Genomic DNA, 14,890 nt, shown 5'->3' with positions numbered 1-14,890 from the left:
CTGTCCCGTGTGAACTTCCCCCGCACCGGAGCAGCCTCTTCATGCCACCCAGCAAGATCCGCTTCGTCACGGCCTGCCAACAGGTCCTGGCGCTCGGCGCCGTGCTCGCGGTGCTGACGCCGGCGGCGAGCGTGATCAGCCTCGACGTCGTGCACGACCGGCCGCAGGAGGGCTTCGTCGCGCCCGAGGCGGCGGTCGAGCTGCGCGCCTACACGGCCGAGGCACGCCGCGCGTCGCGGGTCCCGGCGCGGGCCGTCGACCCGAAGGTGACGGAGTATGCGCTGACGTCCACCGCGGGGTCGCGCGCCCGCGCCCGCACGAAGGCGGGCATGCTCGCGGCCGAGCGGGCGGACCACCGCGCGGTCACCAGCGTGCCCGAGCCCGTCGTCGGATACGGTGCCGTCGGCGTGACCTGGGAGCGCGGCGCACGGGTCGACGAGGACGAGGTCTCGCTCCAGGTGCGCACCCGCACCGGCGCCGACTGGTCGTCGTGGATGGACCTGCAGTACGACGCCGAGCACGGCCCCGACCCGGACTCCGCCGAGGGGCGGCGCGCCCGCCCCGGCACCGACGCGCTGCTGGTGGGCGACGTCGACGACGTCCAGGTGCGGGTGCGGACCGAGTCCCGCGACCTGCCACCGGGGCTGCGGCTCGCGGTCGTCGACCCCGGCCGCACGGCGCGGACGGCCGTGGAGCGACCGGCGCTGGACACCGCTTCAGGCGGCGCGCCGGGCGGCGATCGACGGGTCGGCGCGGCCGCGCGCGCGGCGTACACCCGGAGCCCCCAGATCTACTCCCGCGCGCAGTGGGGCGCCGACGAGAGCATGCGCGAGAAGAGCTCGCTGCACTACTTCGAGGTGCACGCGGGCTTCGTCCACCACACCGTCAACGCCAACGACTACAGCCGCGACGAGGTGCCGGGGATCATCCGCAGCATCTACGCCTACCACACGCAGAGCCGCGGCTGGTCGGACATCGGCTACAACTTCCTCGTCGACCGGTTCGGACGGATCTGGGAGGGTCGGTACGGCGGCGTCGACCGGCCGGTGGTCGGCGCGCACACGCTGCACTACAACGACTACTCGTTCGCGATGTCGGCGATCGGCAACTACGAGACCGCCCGGCCCTCGAACGCGATGGTCGAGGCGTACGGCGCGCTCTTCGCCTGGAAGCTGTCACTGCACGGCGTCGACGCCTCGTCGTCGCGACAGGTCGTCGGCTCCCGCACGTTCCCGGCGATCAACGGTCACCGCGACGCCGGCGCCACCGCGTGCCCGGGGAAGTACCTCTATGCCCGGCTCCCCGACATCCGCAGGATCGCGGCCGAGGCGCAGCGGGGCTGGGCCGGACGCGAGCTCGAGTCGGACCTCGCGGCGACTCCGCACCCGGACCTGGTCGCACGCCGGGCGGCCGACGGGCGCGTGTTCGTGCTGCCGACCGGTGGTCTGACCCGCTTCCGCAAGCCGGTCGCCGCCGCCACCGGGATCAAGGCACGGCAACGCACGGTCGTCTCCCCGGACCTGACCCGCGACGGCGTCGCCGACCTCGTCGTCCAGCGCAGGAGCGGGGTGGCGGTGGTGCGTCCGGGCACCGACGCGGGCACCTTCGCGGCGCCCGAGGGGCGGGCGATCCGGCGGCTCGCCGGACGCGACCTGGTCACTCCCGCCGGCGACCTCAACGGAGACGGCCGCAACGACCTGGTCGCCCGCGCGACGCGGACGGGCCGCGTCGACACGCTGCTCGGGGTGCGCCACGGCCGGTTCGTCGTGCGCAAGACCAAGGTCGACGGCTCCCGCTTCAACCTGATGACCGGCATCGGAGACGTCACCGACGACGGTCGTCGTGACCTGCTCGCACGCAACCGTGCCGGGCGGCTGTGGCTGCTCCCGGGTGCCGCCCACGGCCGCTTCGGCACGCCCGTCAAGCTCGCGGGGGCGTGGCAGCGGTACGCCAGCATCAGCGGCCTCGGCGACTTCACCGGCGACGGCGCCGACGACCTCTTCGTCCGGCTCAAGCGCAACGGCGTGGGCCGGGTGCTCCCGGGCCGCGGCGACGGCACCTTCGGCCACGCCCACGGCCCGCTGCGGGTCTTCGCCCGGTCCGGCCGCGTCATCGGCGTCGCCCAGCTGGTCCGCAACGGCCGACCCGACGTCGTCGTCCGGTCGCGGGGGTCGATCCGCGTGATCGGCAACGCCGGAGGCACCGAGATGCTGGCCCCCATCGACACCGGCCTCGTGCTCGACGACGCCGACGCGCTGCTCAACGCCGGTGACTGGGACCGGGACGGCGTCGGCGACCTCGTCTCCCGCACCACCGGCGGCGTCCTCGAGCTGCGCCGCGGCGACGGTGCGGGCCACTTCGGGGCCCCGATCGTCCTCGGCACCGGCTTCGGCTCGGTGAGCCTGCTGGCCGCGGTCGGCGACATGACCGGCGACGGCTGGCCGGACCTGATGGGCCAGCCCGCGGGCGGCGCGATCCGGATCTACCCCGGCAACGGGGTCGACGGGCTGCGCGCCGGATACGTGGCGCACAGCGCGATCGACGCCACCGCGCAGGTCGCGGTCGGACGCTGGAACGGCGACGGCGCCCCGGACTCGCTCTTCCGGTCGGGGAAGCGCACGCTGCTCTACCCCGGCAACGGCCCGGGCGGCCTCACCAGGGGCCGCTCGGTCGGCGTGGACCTCACGCCGTACGACTGGGTGATCGGCATCAGCGACATCGGCCTGCGTGGCCACGCGGACCTCGTCGTCCGCCGCGAGTCGTCGGGCGCGCTCTACCTGATCCGCGCCACGAGGAAGGGCTTCGCGAAGCCGCGCTACCTCGCACAGGGGATGGGGGGCTACGACCTGGCCGGGTGACGCCGGTGATCAGACGTGGTGCTGTGCGCCTCTCAAGGGAAGCGGGCCGTGGCGCGCTCCGCCGCGTACGTCGCGGCGAGCCGCTCCGGGCCGGAGTGGACGACCAGCACCAGCGAGCCGCCCTTGCTGAGCGGCTCGGTGAAGGTGGCGAGTCCTGGTGGGGAAGCCGGGTTCGCCTCCGAGAGGAGGCGGCCGCCGTCGGTGACGATGCTCCCGGCGGCGGCCGCCGTCCACACCTCGGCGTGACCGCGCTCGCCGTACCCGCCCGCGGTCGCGAGGTCGGCGCCGGTGGGCGGGTCCCACGGCGCGAACGCGTCCGGCTGCGACCAGACCTCGGCACCGACGTCGTGCACCCCCGGCGGCACCGGGTCGGCGAACCGGACCCCGAGCGGCAGCAGCGAGCACGCCAGGACGTGGATCTCGTCCGCGCGCGGCGCCCAGGTCGCCAGGGTGTCCGGCCCGCACACGACAGCGTCCGCCCCGGTGTCGTCGGGGCCGACCAGCGTCAGTCCGACCGTCCACGCGGCGCCCAGGAACACCGGTCCCAGCCAGTGCGGCGGCAGGTCGAGGCACAGCCGCTGCCCGCGCTCGAGGTCGTGCTCGTCGGCCAGCAGCGACGAGACCTTCGCCACCCAGTTCGCGTACGTGGTGACCGAGAGCTCGACCCGCTCGCCGGTCGCGTCGTCGTAGAAGGTCACCAGTGGCCGGCCCGGGTCCTGTCGCAGCTGGCTTCCCAGCACGTCGGCGAAGGTCGTCATGGGCCTAGTGTCGTGTGTCGGATGTTGTTGAACGGTTGGCGTGCTCAGGGTGCGTGCGCTGCAAGGCGCCGGAGCGACGCCATACCCGCCCGTCTCGCGAGCTTCGGCAACGCAGCAGAGCGCGTGCCATGTGTGCGCGAAGCGCACAGGAACTTCCGACGCGCGGCACTAGGGTTTCATCGTGACCTCGATCGACCACTTCTGGGCCGTGATCCCGGCCGGGGGAGCCGGCACCCGACTCTGGCCGCTGTCGCGCTCGTCGGCGCCGAAGTTCCTCCACGACCTGCGCGGCCACGGCCGGACCCTGCTGCAGGAGACCCGCGACCGGCTCGCGCCGCTCGCCGACGACCGGATCATGGTCGTGACCGGCGAGGCGCACCGCGAGGCCGTGGTCGACCAGCTGCCGGAGGTGGCCGCGGGGTCCGTGGTGGCCGAGCCCTCGCCGCGCGACTCGATGGCCGCGATCGGCCTCGCGGCCGCGCTGCTCGAGCGGTCCGACCCGGACGCGGTGATGGGCTCCTTCGCCGCCGACCACGTGATCGCGGACGCCGCCGCCTTCGAGGAGGCGGTACGCCGCGCGGTCGCGGTCGCCCGGGACGACTGGCTGGCCACGCTCGGGATCGCGCCCACCTTCCCGTCGTCCGCGTTCGGCTACATCCACGTCGGCGACCCGCTGCCCGGCCACGAGGGCGCCGCCGGGGTGCGGGAGTTCGTCGAGAAGCCCTCCGCGGCGACCGCGGAGGGCTACCTCGCGACCGGCCGGTATCGCTGGAACGCGGGCATGTTCGTCGTACGCCCGCGAGTGCTGCTGGACCTGCTGGGCGAGTGGCACCCCGGGTTCGCCGCCGACCTGCGCGCGATCGCCGCCGACCCCGACCGGCTGCCCGAGCTGTGGCCGGGGCTGCCGAGGATCGCGCTCGACCACGCGGTCGCCGAGCCGGCCGCCGACGCGGGCCGCGTCGCCGTGGTGCCGTCGTCGTTCCCGTGGGAGGACATCGGCGACTTCGACGCGCTGGCCGCGCTGCTGGGGGCGGACGGCACCGGGGGGACCGTGCTCGGCGACGCCGCGCAGGTGCTGACCGTGGAGAGCACCGGCCTCGTCGTGCCGGCCGGCCAGCGCGTGGTCGCGGTCGTCGGGCTCGACGACGTGGTCGTCGTCGACACCCCCGACGCGCTGCTGGTCACCACCCGCGCCCGCGCGCAGGACGTCAAGCAGGTCGTCGCGGCCCTGAAGGAGTCCGGCCGCACTCACCTCACCTGAAATGACGCCGACCCGCCCGAACGTTTCGGGCGGGTCGGCGTCATCGGGCGGGTGCGGCGCTCACATGGCGTCGGGCTCGGGCGAGTCGGTGTAGGGGTACTCCTTCATGAAGGCCTCGACCGCCTCGCCGCTCACGCCGGAGCAGTACTGGAACACGCCGACCTGCTTGCTGACGTCGGTCACGCCGTTGCCGCCGGCCGACCAGTGGGTGAGGGCGACGTGCTGACCGTCGGGGAACTTCTTGCCGTCCTCGTCGCTCGAGAGCCACGGGGCCGCGATGAACTTGTCGCGGAAGTTGTCCTCGCCGAACTTGCGCGAGATCGCCTCGATGTCGTCGAGTGCCTGCTGGTCGTCGGCGATGGTCTCGTCGTACCAGAGGATCGCGTAGCCGTGCTCGAGGTTGTGCACGAGCGACTCGAGGGCGGGACGGTCGTCGGCGGTGTAGAACTTGCGCGAGAACGGCGCGGGCGCGACGCCGGCCTGGTTCCAGTGGGGGCCGAACGCCGGCGGGGCGGTGGTGTAGTCGACCGGGGTGTCGACCGGCACGTGCTGCTGGTTGCCGTCGGCCTTCTTGGTCTCGATCTCCTGGCAGGTCGAGGCCGGCCCGCCGATGTCGGCCAGCGCGGTGTTGTCGAGCTCGCGGTCGTTCCACTTGTCGATGAAGATCGGCACGGCGGCGGCGGCGACGATACCGAGCGCGACGAGGACGCAGACGGTGACGATCACGGCGCCGCGGCGTCGCTCGGCGCTCTTCTGCTGCTTGCGCATCTTGTCGATGACCGCCTTGCGGTCGGTCTTGGCGGGCTTGGCCACGTCGTGTTCCTCGGTCGTGCGGAGCGGTCGGCGCTCGCGGGGTCGGTCGTCGTCGGCAGAGTCTACGGGGGGCTCAGTCGTCCGCAGGCCTCAACCGGGCCTCGTGCGGGTGGTCGGTCGCGTTCACGGTCCACCCGTGCGCGAAGGTCAGGGCCGCCAGCGCCCGGCTCAGCCCACGCGGATACGTCACCACGAGGGCGCCGTCGGGGGCCCCGGTGTGCGAGGGCAGCAGGCCGATGACGTCGCGGATCGCGGCCGCGAGCTCGGTCGGTGCGGCCGGTGCCCCGAACGGGCGGCGGTCCTCCGGCCGCGCCAGGAGCGCGCGGACGACGGCCTCGCGGGCGCCGTACCCGAAGAGGTCCATGCCGTCGGGCCGCACCAGCGCCGCCGCGCCGGGGCCGTGCTCGCCGCGGGGCAGCACCAGGTCGACCCGGCCGCGAACGACGGCGAAGGGCCGCCCACCCAGCTTGCCGGTCGCGAGCTCGGCGGCGCCGGCGAGCTCGTCGGCGACGGCCGGCAGGGTCACGGCCAGCTCGTTGCCGTGGGCGTCGGTGCGCCCGGCGTAGTCCTCGGCCACGAGCAGTCCCGCGGCGCCGATGGCGATGTCGGTCTGGCCCTCGCGCCAGGCACGACCGGCGGTGTCGCTGACGACGACGGCGACGTTGACGCCGCTCCGCTCGTCGATGCCCTCGCGGATCCGGCGCGCGGACCCGTCGGGGTCCTCGGGCAGCAGCACCACCTGCCCCTGCGGCACGTTCGAGTTGTCGATGCCAGCGGCGGCCATGGTCAGGCCGAGGTGGTTGCGCACGATCGCGGTCTCGCCGCGGCGGGCCACGACCCGGGCCGTCTCTCCGGCGAGGGCATCGTCGCGGCTGCCGCTCCGGATCCGCCCCTCGGCCTTGCTCACGACCTTGCTGGTGACGACCACCACGTCGCCGTCGACCAGCTCGGTGAAGGCGAGCGCGAGCTCGACGAGGTCGTCGCCCGGCACCACCTCCGGAACGCCGTCGGGGGCCGTCACCTCGAGACGGGTCATCGCGCGACCAGCTCGATCGCGGCGGCGGCCATCGCGGCGGTGGCGTCCGGGTCGGTCATCATCAGCGGAACGGCGCGGCACGGGAGGCCCGCGGCCTCGACCCGCGCGACCTGGTCGGCGTCGACCTCGTCGACCAGCCAGCCGTCGAGGACGCCACCGTCGGTGCGCGCGCCGTAGTGGAGCCCGACGCCCGCGGCGCTCACCTCGACGCCGACCGACGTCAGCATCTGCTCGGCCATGCCGCGCACGTGGGTGCCGCCGACGATGGGGGAGAGCCCGACCACCGGTGCCTTCGTGGCGACGAGCGCGTCACGCAGCCGCGGCACCCCGAGGATCGTGCCGACCGACACGACCGGGTTGGAGGGCGGCAGCACGACGAGGTCGGCGTCGGTGATCGCGTCGATGACGCCGGGTCCCGGAGTGGACTCGTCGAGCCCCACGAAGACGAGCAGCTCGGCCGGCACGGCGGCCCGCAGCCGCACCCAGTACTCCTGGAAGTGCACCACGCGTCGACCGCTCGCGGACTCGGGGTCGGCGATCGCGACGTGGGTCTCGACGCGGTCGTCGGTCATCGGCAGCAGTCGGACGCGGCCGGCGTGGGCCGGGGCGAGCCAGCGCCGGCAGAGCGCGGTCGTCACCTCCGAGAGCGGATAGCCCGCCTCGAGCATCTGGGTGCGCACCAGGTGGGTGGCGATGTCGCGGTCGCCGAGGCCGAACCAGGTCGGCTCCACGCCGTACGCCGCCAGTTCCTCCTTCACGCTCCACGTCTCGTCGCGGCGACCCCAGCCGCGCCCCGGGTCGATGCCGTCGCCGAGGGTGTACATGACGGTGTCGAGGTCGGGGCACACCTTGAGACCGTGGATCCAGAGGTCGTCGGCGGTGTTCGCGACGACCGTGACGCTCGCGTCGGGCGCGACGCCCGGCAGCCGGCCGCAGGCGATGCCGTGGAGCAGGCCCTGGAGGAAGCGGGCACCACCCATCCCCCCCGAGAGCACCGTGATGTTCTGCATGCGGATACCTTGCCCCACGGGCTGTTGCTCAGGTTCGCGCGGTGCCCGCCGATGGTCGAGGGGAACCGGTAGGTACCCGGGGTGCGATAGCACATGCGGGGTTGACTTTCGGGGTACGACAGGCATGTAATTCCCACAGTGTCGTTCGCGAGTCTCGGCGCGGTCATCCGGGCCCGGTGGTCTCCACCGGGAGCCGCGCAGGACTCGGGGATGTGGGAGCAACACCGGGTCGAAAGGGCGAAAGCCGTGAGAGAACTATTTCTCCTCGACGGGGACGCCGAGGAAGCTGGATGGCAGGAGCGAGCGCTCTGCGCGCAGACCGATCCCGAGGCCTTCTTCCCTGAGAAGGGGGGATCGACCAGGGAGGCGAAGAAGGTCTGCCTCACCTGCGAGGTCCGCGACGACTGCCTCGAGTACGCGTTGATGAACGACGAGCGCTTCGGGATCTGGGGCGGGCTCTCCGAGCGGGAGCGTCGCAAGCTCAAGAAGCGCGCCGTCTGAGCGCACCGCAGCGCGACCTCGTCCCTCGGTCGCGCGGCTCGCTCGACCACCGTCAGCCGGTCCGCTGGCGCGCCCCGGCTAGGGTTCTCGATCGTGGTTTCCTCCGTCGCGGCCCTGCTCGTCAGTCATGACGGGGGGCGCTGGCTCCCCGCCGTGATCGACGGGATCCGCGCGCAACGGGCACCGATCTCCACGGTCGTCGCGGTCGACACCGGCAGCAAGGACGACAGCGCCGACCTGCTCGCCAACGCGTTCGGCGACGTGCTCCGCGTGAGCGGGGCGACCTCCTTCCCGGCGGCGGTGGCGCTGGGGCTCGACCGCCTGCGCGAGCGGCAGGAGGCGCCGGAGTGGGTCTGGATCCTGCACGACGACGCGAACCCGGACCCCGGCGCGCTGGCGGCCCTGCTGGAGGTCGCCGCGGCCGACCCCGACGCCGACGTCCTCGGTCCCAAGCTGCGCGAGTGGCCCTCCCTCAAGCGGCTCCTCGAGCTCGGGGTCACCCTCAGCGGCACCGGGCGACGTGAGACCGGGCTGGAGCGCGGTGAGTACGACCAGGGCCAGCACGACGAGGTGCGCCAGGTGCTCGCGGTCAACACCGCCGGCATGCTGGTACGCCGCTCGGTGCTCGAGTCGCTGGGCGGCCTCGACGAGCAGCTGCCGATCTTCGGCAACGACATCGACTTCGGCTGGCGGGCCGCCGCGGCCGGCCACAGGACGCTCATCGTCCCCGACGCCGTGGTCTTCCACGCCGAGGCGGCCCACCGGGGCGTGCGTCGTACGCCGCTCACCGGACGGCACACCCACTACCAAGAGCGTCGCGCCGCGCTGTTCACGCTGCTCGCCAACGCCCCGGGCCGCAAACTGCCCTGGCTGGTGGTCCGGCTGGCCCTCGGCACCGTGCTGCGGATGATCGGCTTCCTGGTCGTGCGGGCCGTGGGTGAGGCGCTCGACGACCTCGCCGCGCTGCTCTCCCTCTACTCCCACCCCGGCGAGGTACGGCGGGCACGCCGCGTCCGTCGCGAGCAGCCCGGCGCCGACCCGCGGCGGGCCGCGCCCCTGCTCTCCCCCTGGTGGGTGCCCTACCGGCACGGGCTCGACTTCGTCGGCGACCTGGCCGCCGCCGCGACCAACCAGGCGCAGGACGTCGCCGAGCGACGCCGCGCGGCGGCCGCCGAGCGCGCGCCGGCGAGCTACGCGTCACGACCCCGTCCCGAGGACGAGGACCTGATCGCCGAGGACTCCGGCCTGCTGGCCCGGTTCCTCACGAACCCGGTGGCGCTGCTCACGGCGCTGGTCGTGGTCGTCGCGCTGGTGGCGACGCGGACGGCGTACGGCTCGATCGCCGGCGGCGGCCTGTCGCCGGCCCCGCCGGACGCCGGCGACTGGTGGCGGCTGCAGGTGGAGACCTGGCACCCGCTGGGGACCGGCACCGCGGTGCCGGCGCCGGCGTACGTCCTCCCCATGGCGCTGCTCGCGACCCTGCTCGGCGGCAGCCCGTCGGCGGCGGTCTCGGTGGTCTTCGTGGCGGCGGTGCCACTCGGGTTGTGGGGCGCGTGGCGCTTCCTGCGGGTGGTCGGCCGACTGGTGGTCTTCACGGGCGCGTCGCGCTGGGTGCTGCTGTGGGGCGCCACCACGTGGAGCCTGGTGCCGGCCGCGAGCGGAGCCTGGGGCGACGGCCGGCTCGGCCTGGTCGTGGTCGCGGCGCTGCTGCCCTGGCTGGCGCACGCCGCACTCGGCTTCGCCGAGCCGGCGCCCGCGCGCCGGTGGCGCGCCGCGTGGCGGGTCGGCCTGCTGCTGGCCGTGGCGAGCGCCTTCGCGCCGGTGCTGTGGCTGCTGGCCGCGGTGCTGGGGCTGGTCGTCACCGCCGCGGCCGCCCTCGTCGTGCGCGGCGCGGTGCGGGACCGCTCGGTCTGGGGACCGCCCGCGGTCGCCCTCGGCCTCGGTCCGGTGCTGCTCTCGCCGTGGTGGGTGCCGGCCGTGCAGCGCTCCGCCGCGGAGGGGATGCTGCTCGACACCGGCCGCCTGCCGACGCCCACCGTGGACACCCTCGACCTGCTGAGCGGACGCTTCGACGGGCTGGGGGCGCCGTGGTGGCTCGGCGTCGTCCTCGCCGCCCTCGCGGTGCTCGCCCTCCTGCCGCGGGCGACCCGGATCCCCGTGCTCGTGTGCTGGGTCGTCGCGCTCGTGGCGGCCGTCCTCGCCGCGGTGCTCGGCGTGTTCACCGTCGACCTCGCCGCCATCTCGGTCGGCGCGGGCCTCGGCGCGCTGCTGCTGGTGCTCCAGGGCGCCTTCGTCGTCGCCGCGTCGATCGGTGCGGTCGGCCTGGGCGTGGAGACCGTCCCCTGGCGCCGCGTGGTCTCCGGGGTCCTCGTGGTCGTGGCGGCGGCCGTGCCGGTCGGCGGCCTGGTCTGGTGGGTCGGCTCCGACCCCGCCATCGACGACGGCATCGAGACCGACATCCCCGTCTACATGGTGCAGAGCGCCGAGGAGGGCCCCGAGCACGGCATCCTCGCGATCCGCGGCAGCGTCGACGAGGGGCTGACCTACACCGTCCGTCGCGGTGACGGGATCACCCTCGGCGAGGACGAGGTCATCAACCTGACCTCCGAGGACGAGCGGTTCTCCGCCGAGGTCCAGGCGCTCGTCTCGCGCCCCACGCCCGACGTGGTCGACGCGCTGGGCAGCAGCGGCATCGAGTACGTCGTGCTGCCCTCGCCCGCCGACGGTGACGTGGCGGCCGTGCTCGACGCCGCGTCCGGCCTGGTCCAGGCGAGTGCCGAGGAGCGGACGACCCGCGCCTGGCAGGTCGACCGGCCGCTCGACGGCTCGCTGCTCGAAGGCCCGGTGTCGTGGCTGCGGATCGTGCTGCTGGTGGTCCAGGGGGCCACGGCGCTGGTCGTCGTCGTGCTCTGCCTGCCGACCACGAACCCGAGGCGGGCAGAGCGATGAGCCAGCCACAGCCCACGCGCGGCGGACGGCGTACTGCCCGCAGGAAGAGCCGTCTCAACCTGACCACGGTGCTCGCCCTGCTGCTGCCGCTCCTCAGCGTCGCCGTCCTGCTGCTGGTGCAGACGGACGAGGCCGGCACGACGACGCATCCGCCCGCCCGGACGACGCTGACCACCGCGACGCTGGTGTGCCCCGCCGCGCTGCCCGACGCGCCGGAGGTCTCGCTCACGACGGTGGCCGACGACGTCGACGGCTCGGTGGGCGTCGGGTCCGGCGACGATGCGAAGGACGCCGACCTCGCATCCGGCCGGGTCACGTCGGTCGACGACCCCGATGCGGTCGCGGTCACCGGGGAGGGCGACGCGGCCCCCGGTCTGGTCGCCGGGCGGGGTGGCGGCGCCGAACAGGCGGTGGCCGGCTGCCTGCCGCCGGCGGCCAGTCAGTGGTTCACCGGGGTGGGCGCCGGCGCCAGCCACCGGTCCGTGCTCGAGCTGACCAACCCCGACGCCGGCACGGCGGTCGCCGACGTCACGGTCCTCGGCCGCAACGGCGTCGTGGACTCGCCGCGCCTGCGCGGGGTGTCCGTGCCCGGCGGCTCGACGGTCCGGCTCGACCTGGCGGCGCAGGTCCCGCGCACCGACGAGCTGGCCCTCGAGGTCGTCGCGGCCCGGGGCCGGGTCGGCGCCGCGCTGGTGGATCGCTTCGACCGTCCCGGTCGCGCCGCGCTGACCCAGGACTGGATGCCGGCCGAGACCACACCGGCGACCAGCAGCCTGCTCCCCGGCCTCGCACCCGGCAAGGGCAAGCGGACCCTCGCGATCGCCAACCCCGGCACCGACGAGGTGCGAGCCGGGATCAAGGTGATCGACTCCGAGTCGGTGTTCGCCCCCGACGGCGCCGACGAGATCCGGATCCCGCCGCAGAGCGTGAAGCGGGTGCCGGTGTCCTCGATCGTGAACGAAGCCGTGCGGCAGGGCGCGCTGGGCCTGCTGGTGACCTCGTCGGGACCGGTGACCACGACCCTGCGCTCCATCGTCGACAACGACCTGTCGCTCGCCACCGCCGGCACGGCGTTCGCCGACGAGGCGACCGTGCTCGTCCCCGAGGAGCCCGAGGAGGGGAGCCGGGCCGCCGAGCGTCGCGTCGTGCTCGCCGGCGCGACCGCGGCCGGCACCGTCACGGTCGTCGCCCGCACCGCCGGCGGTGACCGGATCCGGCACACCAAGGTCGAGGTGGTGCCCGACCGCGGGAAGGTCGTGAAGGTGCCGGCCCGGGCGCGGCTGGTCGCCGTGCTGCCCGCGCGCACGTCGGTGACGGGGGCGGTGCTCACCAGCTCCCGCGGCGGCGACTCGGTGCTGCCGCTGACGGTCCCGGTGCGCAACGGGTTGGTGCCGGACGTGCGGCCCGGGCTGCCGTAGCAGTCCCTACAGACCGCCCTCGTAGCGCGGGTCGACGTCCTCGGCGTCGATGCCGAGGAGCTCGGCGACCTGCTCGACGACGACGGTCAGCACCATGGCCTCGAGCTCGGCGCGGTTGTCGCAGCGGTGCTCGATCGGACGCCTGAAGAGCACGAGCCGGGTCGGCGTCGCGCCGGCGCCCCGCACCAGCGAGGAGAGCGGCACCGTGCCCGGGGACCAGTCGTCGGGCAGGTGCGGGGTGTCCTCGACGGCGTACTCGACCAGGCCCAGCCGGTCCTGCCAGCGCCGTTCGATCTCGGTGACGATGTCGAGTGCGAGGTCGTCGAACCGCTCGCGGGCCGTGCGCAGCTCGGGGTGGCCGGGCACCCGCGGCAGCACCGCGGGGCCGCGCATCCCGCGCCCCCGGCGGTCCCGGCTGCGCCGCCTCGCCGGCCCCTGGGATCCGCTCGCGTCGTCCACGCCGCGAGCCTAATCGGCGCCACCGGCCGCGGGAGGTACCGTCTGCGACGTGAGTCCTGCCCGCCGCTGTTCGCGCACGGCCTGCGGCCGTCCCGCGGTGGCCACGCTGACCTACGTCTACGCCGACCAGACGGCGGTGCTCGGCCCGCTCGCCACCTACGCCGAGCCCCACGCCTACGACCTGTGCGAGGTCCACAGCGAGCGCCTCTCGGCGCCCCGCGGGTGGGAGGTGCTGCGGCTGGCCGGCGACCTCACGGCGCCGGGCCCGTCGAGCGACGACCTCCTCGCCCTGGCCGACGCGGTGCGCGAGGCGGGCCGCCCGGTCACCCCGCTGCGCGTCGCCCCCGCCGAGGAGAGCGCTCGCGGGGCCGGCCGCGAGACCGGGCGCCGTGGGCACCTGCGCGTCCTGACGTCCGAGTGACGGCCCCGCCCCACTAACCTGACTGCATGGCCGACTCCCTGGACCCGGCGAACGTCGACGCCGTCTTCAAGGCGTACGACGTGCGCGGCACGGTCCCCGACCAGATCGACGAGCCCCTCGCCCGCGCCACGGGCCGCGCGTTCGCCCAGGTCGTCGGTGCGGCGACGGTGGTCGTCGGCCACGACATGCGCCCGAGCTCGCCCGGCATGGCAGACGCCTTCGCGCAGGGCGCCACCGAGGCGGGCGCCGACGTGGTGATGATCGGCCTGGCGTCGACCGACCAGCTCTACTTCGCCTCCGGCCACCTCGGCCACCCGGGCGCGATGTTCACGGCCAGCCACAACCCGGCGCAGTACAACGGCATCAAGATGTGCCGCGCCCACGCCGTACCGATCGGGCTGGAGTCCGGCCTCGCCGAGATCCGCGACCTCGTGCTCGACCCGCGTCCGGTCGTCGGTCCGCGCGGCGCCGTCAGCGGGCGCGACGTGCTCGAGGAGTACGCCGCGCACCTGCTCACGCTCGCGCCGGTCGACGGTCGGCGGCTCACGGTCGTCGTCGACGCCGGCAACGGCATGGCCGGCCACACCGCGCCGGCGGTCTTCGGCAGGCTCGGCGACCAGGTGGCGCTGGTGCCGATGTACTTCGAGCTCGACGGCACCTTCCCCCACCACGAGGCGAACCCGATCGAGCCGGCGAACCTCGTCGACCTGCAGGAGCGCGTGCTGGCCGAGGGCGCCGACGTGGGTCTCGCCTTCGACGGCGACGCCGACCGCTGCTTCATCGTCGACGAGCGCGGCCGGGCGGTCTCGCCGTCGACCCTGACCGCCCTGATCGCGTCCCGCGAGCTCGCCAAGGAGCCCGGCGCCACGGTGATCCACAACCTGATCACGAGCCGTTCGGTCCCCGAGATCGTCACGGAGCGGGGCGGCAACCCGGTGCGCACCCGGGTCGGACACTCCTTCATCAAGGCGACGATGGCCGAGACCGGCGCGATCTTCGGCGGCGAGCACAGCGGCCACTTCTACTTCCGCGACTTCTGGCGCGCCGACTCGGGCATGCTCGCCGCCCTGCACACGCTCGCCGCGCTGGCCGAGACCGAGCAGCCGCTGTCCTGGCTCCTCGCGCAGTTCGACCGCTACGTGCTGAGCGGCGAGATCAACTCCCAGGTCGCCGACCAGGCGGCGGTGACCGCCGAGATCGAGGCGGCGTACGCCGCGCAGGACGGCGTCACGACCGACCGGCTCGACGGCCTCTCCGTCAGCCACGCCGACTGGACCTTCAACGTCCGTCCCTCGAACACCGAGCCGCTGCTCCGCCTCAACGCCGAGGGCCGCGACGAGGAGACCATGGCCCACGTGCGCGACACCGTGCTCGCCCAGATCAGGAGTCACCGATGAGCTCGCCCG

The 14,890-nt window shown here is 74.4% G+C and carries 12 protein-coding genes; 7 read left to right on the top strand and 5 right to left on the bottom strand.

The genetic code is table 11. From position 1 onward, the window contains the following. The first annotated feature begins 41 nt into the window (after window positions 1–41). Window positions 42–2,858: an FG-GAP-like repeat-containing protein gene (locus tag PZ894_RS22505; protein ID WP_275748231.1), complete on the top strand. Its 2,817-nt coding sequence runs from the start codon at window positions 42–44 to the stop codon at window positions 2,856–2,858. Between the two features lie 32 nt (window positions 2,859–2,890). Here PZ894_RS22505 and PZ894_RS22500 read toward each other — a convergent pair whose 3' ends face one another. Further along, the gene (locus PZ894_RS22500) at window positions 2,891–3,616 is read right to left on the bottom strand and encodes a TIGR03089 family protein (RefSeq protein ID WP_275748230.1); all 726 of its coding nucleotides are present in this window, start codon (window positions 3,614–3,616) and stop codon (window positions 2,891–2,893) included. A 181-nt stretch (window positions 3,617–3,797) separates the two neighbouring features. Between PZ894_RS22500 and PZ894_RS22495 the strand changes: the two genes are divergently transcribed. Further along, window positions 3,798–4,877, top strand: coding sequence for a mannose-1-phosphate guanylyltransferase (locus tag PZ894_RS22495; protein ID WP_275748228.1), 1,080 nt, complete (start codon window positions 3,798–3,800; stop codon window positions 4,875–4,877). 60 nt (window positions 4,878–4,937) lie between these two features. Here the strand turns inward: PZ894_RS22495 and PZ894_RS22490 are convergent, their stop codons facing one another. The 3 genes from PZ894_RS22490 to cofD all read right to left on the bottom strand — a co-directional run bounded on the left by PZ894_RS22490 (window position 4,938) and on the right by cofD (window position 7,736). Beyond that, window positions 4,938–5,690: a DUF3105 domain-containing protein gene (locus PZ894_RS22490; protein WP_275748227.1), complete on the bottom strand. Its 753-nt coding sequence runs from the start codon at window positions 5,688–5,690 to the stop codon at window positions 4,938–4,940. Between the two features lie 73 nt (window positions 5,691–5,763). Further along, window positions 5,764–6,726 (bottom strand): coenzyme F420-0:L-glutamate ligase, encoded by a 963-nt coding sequence (gene cofE, locus PZ894_RS22485; RefSeq protein WP_275748226.1) that lies wholly within the window; start codon window positions 6,724–6,726, stop codon window positions 5,764–5,766. Then, window positions 6,723–7,736, bottom strand: coding sequence for a 2-phospho-L-lactate transferase (gene cofD / locus PZ894_RS22480; RefSeq protein ID WP_275748225.1), 1,014 nt, complete (start codon window positions 7,734–7,736; stop codon window positions 6,723–6,725). Before cofD ends, cofE begins: the two co-directional genes overlap by 4 nt. Window positions 7,737–7,982: 246 nt before the next feature. Here cofD and PZ894_RS22475 point away from each other — a divergent pair, with 246 nt between their 5' ends. From PZ894_RS22475 to PZ894_RS22465, 3 genes are all read left to right on the top strand, one after another. Next, the gene (locus PZ894_RS22475) at window positions 7,983–8,237 is read left to right on the top strand and encodes a WhiB family transcriptional regulator (protein WP_011754873.1); all 255 of its coding nucleotides are present in this window, start codon (window positions 7,983–7,985) and stop codon (window positions 8,235–8,237) included. 93 nt (window positions 8,238–8,330) lie between these two features. Next, the gene (locus PZ894_RS22470) at window positions 8,331–11,186 is read left to right on the top strand and encodes a glycosyltransferase family 2 protein (RefSeq protein ID WP_275748221.1); all 2,856 of its coding nucleotides are present in this window, start codon (window positions 8,331–8,333) and stop codon (window positions 11,184–11,186) included. Then, a complete protein-coding gene (locus PZ894_RS22465) occupies window positions 11,183–12,604 on the top strand; it encodes a DUF5719 family protein (RefSeq protein WP_275748220.1) in 1,422 nt (473 codons plus the stop codon). The genes PZ894_RS22470 and PZ894_RS22465 overlap by 4 nt, the downstream gene beginning before the upstream one ends. A 6-nt stretch (window positions 12,605–12,610) precedes the next feature. Here the strand turns inward: PZ894_RS22465 and PZ894_RS22460 are convergent, their stop codons facing one another. Next, complete coding sequence (locus tag PZ894_RS22460) at window positions 12,611–13,063, bottom strand: metallopeptidase family protein (protein WP_275748219.1); 453 nt, start codon at window positions 13,061–13,063, stop codon at window positions 12,611–12,613. Window positions 13,064–13,112: 49 nt separating this feature from the next. Here PZ894_RS22460 and PZ894_RS22455 point away from each other — a divergent pair, with 49 nt between their 5' ends. Further along, on the top strand, window positions 13,113–13,484 hold the full coding sequence (locus tag PZ894_RS22455; RefSeq protein WP_275748218.1) for a DUF3499 domain-containing protein: 372 nt from the start codon (window positions 13,113–13,115) through the stop codon (window positions 13,482–13,484). Between the two features lie 26 nt (window positions 13,485–13,510). Beyond that, window positions 13,511–14,881, top strand: a complete 1,371-nt coding sequence (locus PZ894_RS22450) for a phosphomannomutase/phosphoglucomutase (protein ID WP_275748217.1) — start codon at window positions 13,511–13,513, stop codon at window positions 14,879–14,881. The last annotated feature ends 9 nt before the right edge of the window (window positions 14,882–14,890 follow it).

It is taken from the genome of Nocardioides sp. YIM 152315 (assembly GCF_029210375.1).
GTDB lineage: Bacteria > Actinomycetota > Actinomycetes > Propionibacteriales > Nocardioidaceae > Nocardioides.
This window is presented reverse-complemented; position numbering and strand designations above follow the sequence as displayed.

Coding starts and splice junctions, on each gene's coding strand:
- PZ894_RS22505 (WP_275748231.1), top strand. CDS start 42: ATGCCACCCAGCAAGATCCGCTTCGTCACGGCCTGCCAACAGGTCCTG.
- PZ894_RS22500 (WP_275748230.1), bottom strand. CDS start 3,616: ATGACGACCTTCGCCGACGTGCTGGGAAGCCAGCTGCGACAGGACCCG.
- cofE (WP_275748226.1), bottom strand. CDS start 6,726: ATGACCCGTCTCGAGGTGACGGCCCCCGACGGCGTTCCGGAGGTGGTG.
- cofD (WP_275748225.1), bottom strand. CDS start 7,736: ATGCAGAACATCACGGTGCTCTCGGGGGGGATGGGTGGTGCCCGCTTC.
- PZ894_RS22465 (WP_275748220.1), top strand. CDS start 11,183: ATGAGCCAGCCACAGCCCACGCGCGGCGGACGGCGTACTGCCCGCAGG.
- PZ894_RS22450 (WP_275748217.1), top strand. CDS start 13,511: ATGGCCGACTCCCTGGACCCGGCGAACGTCGACGCCGTCTTCAAGGCG.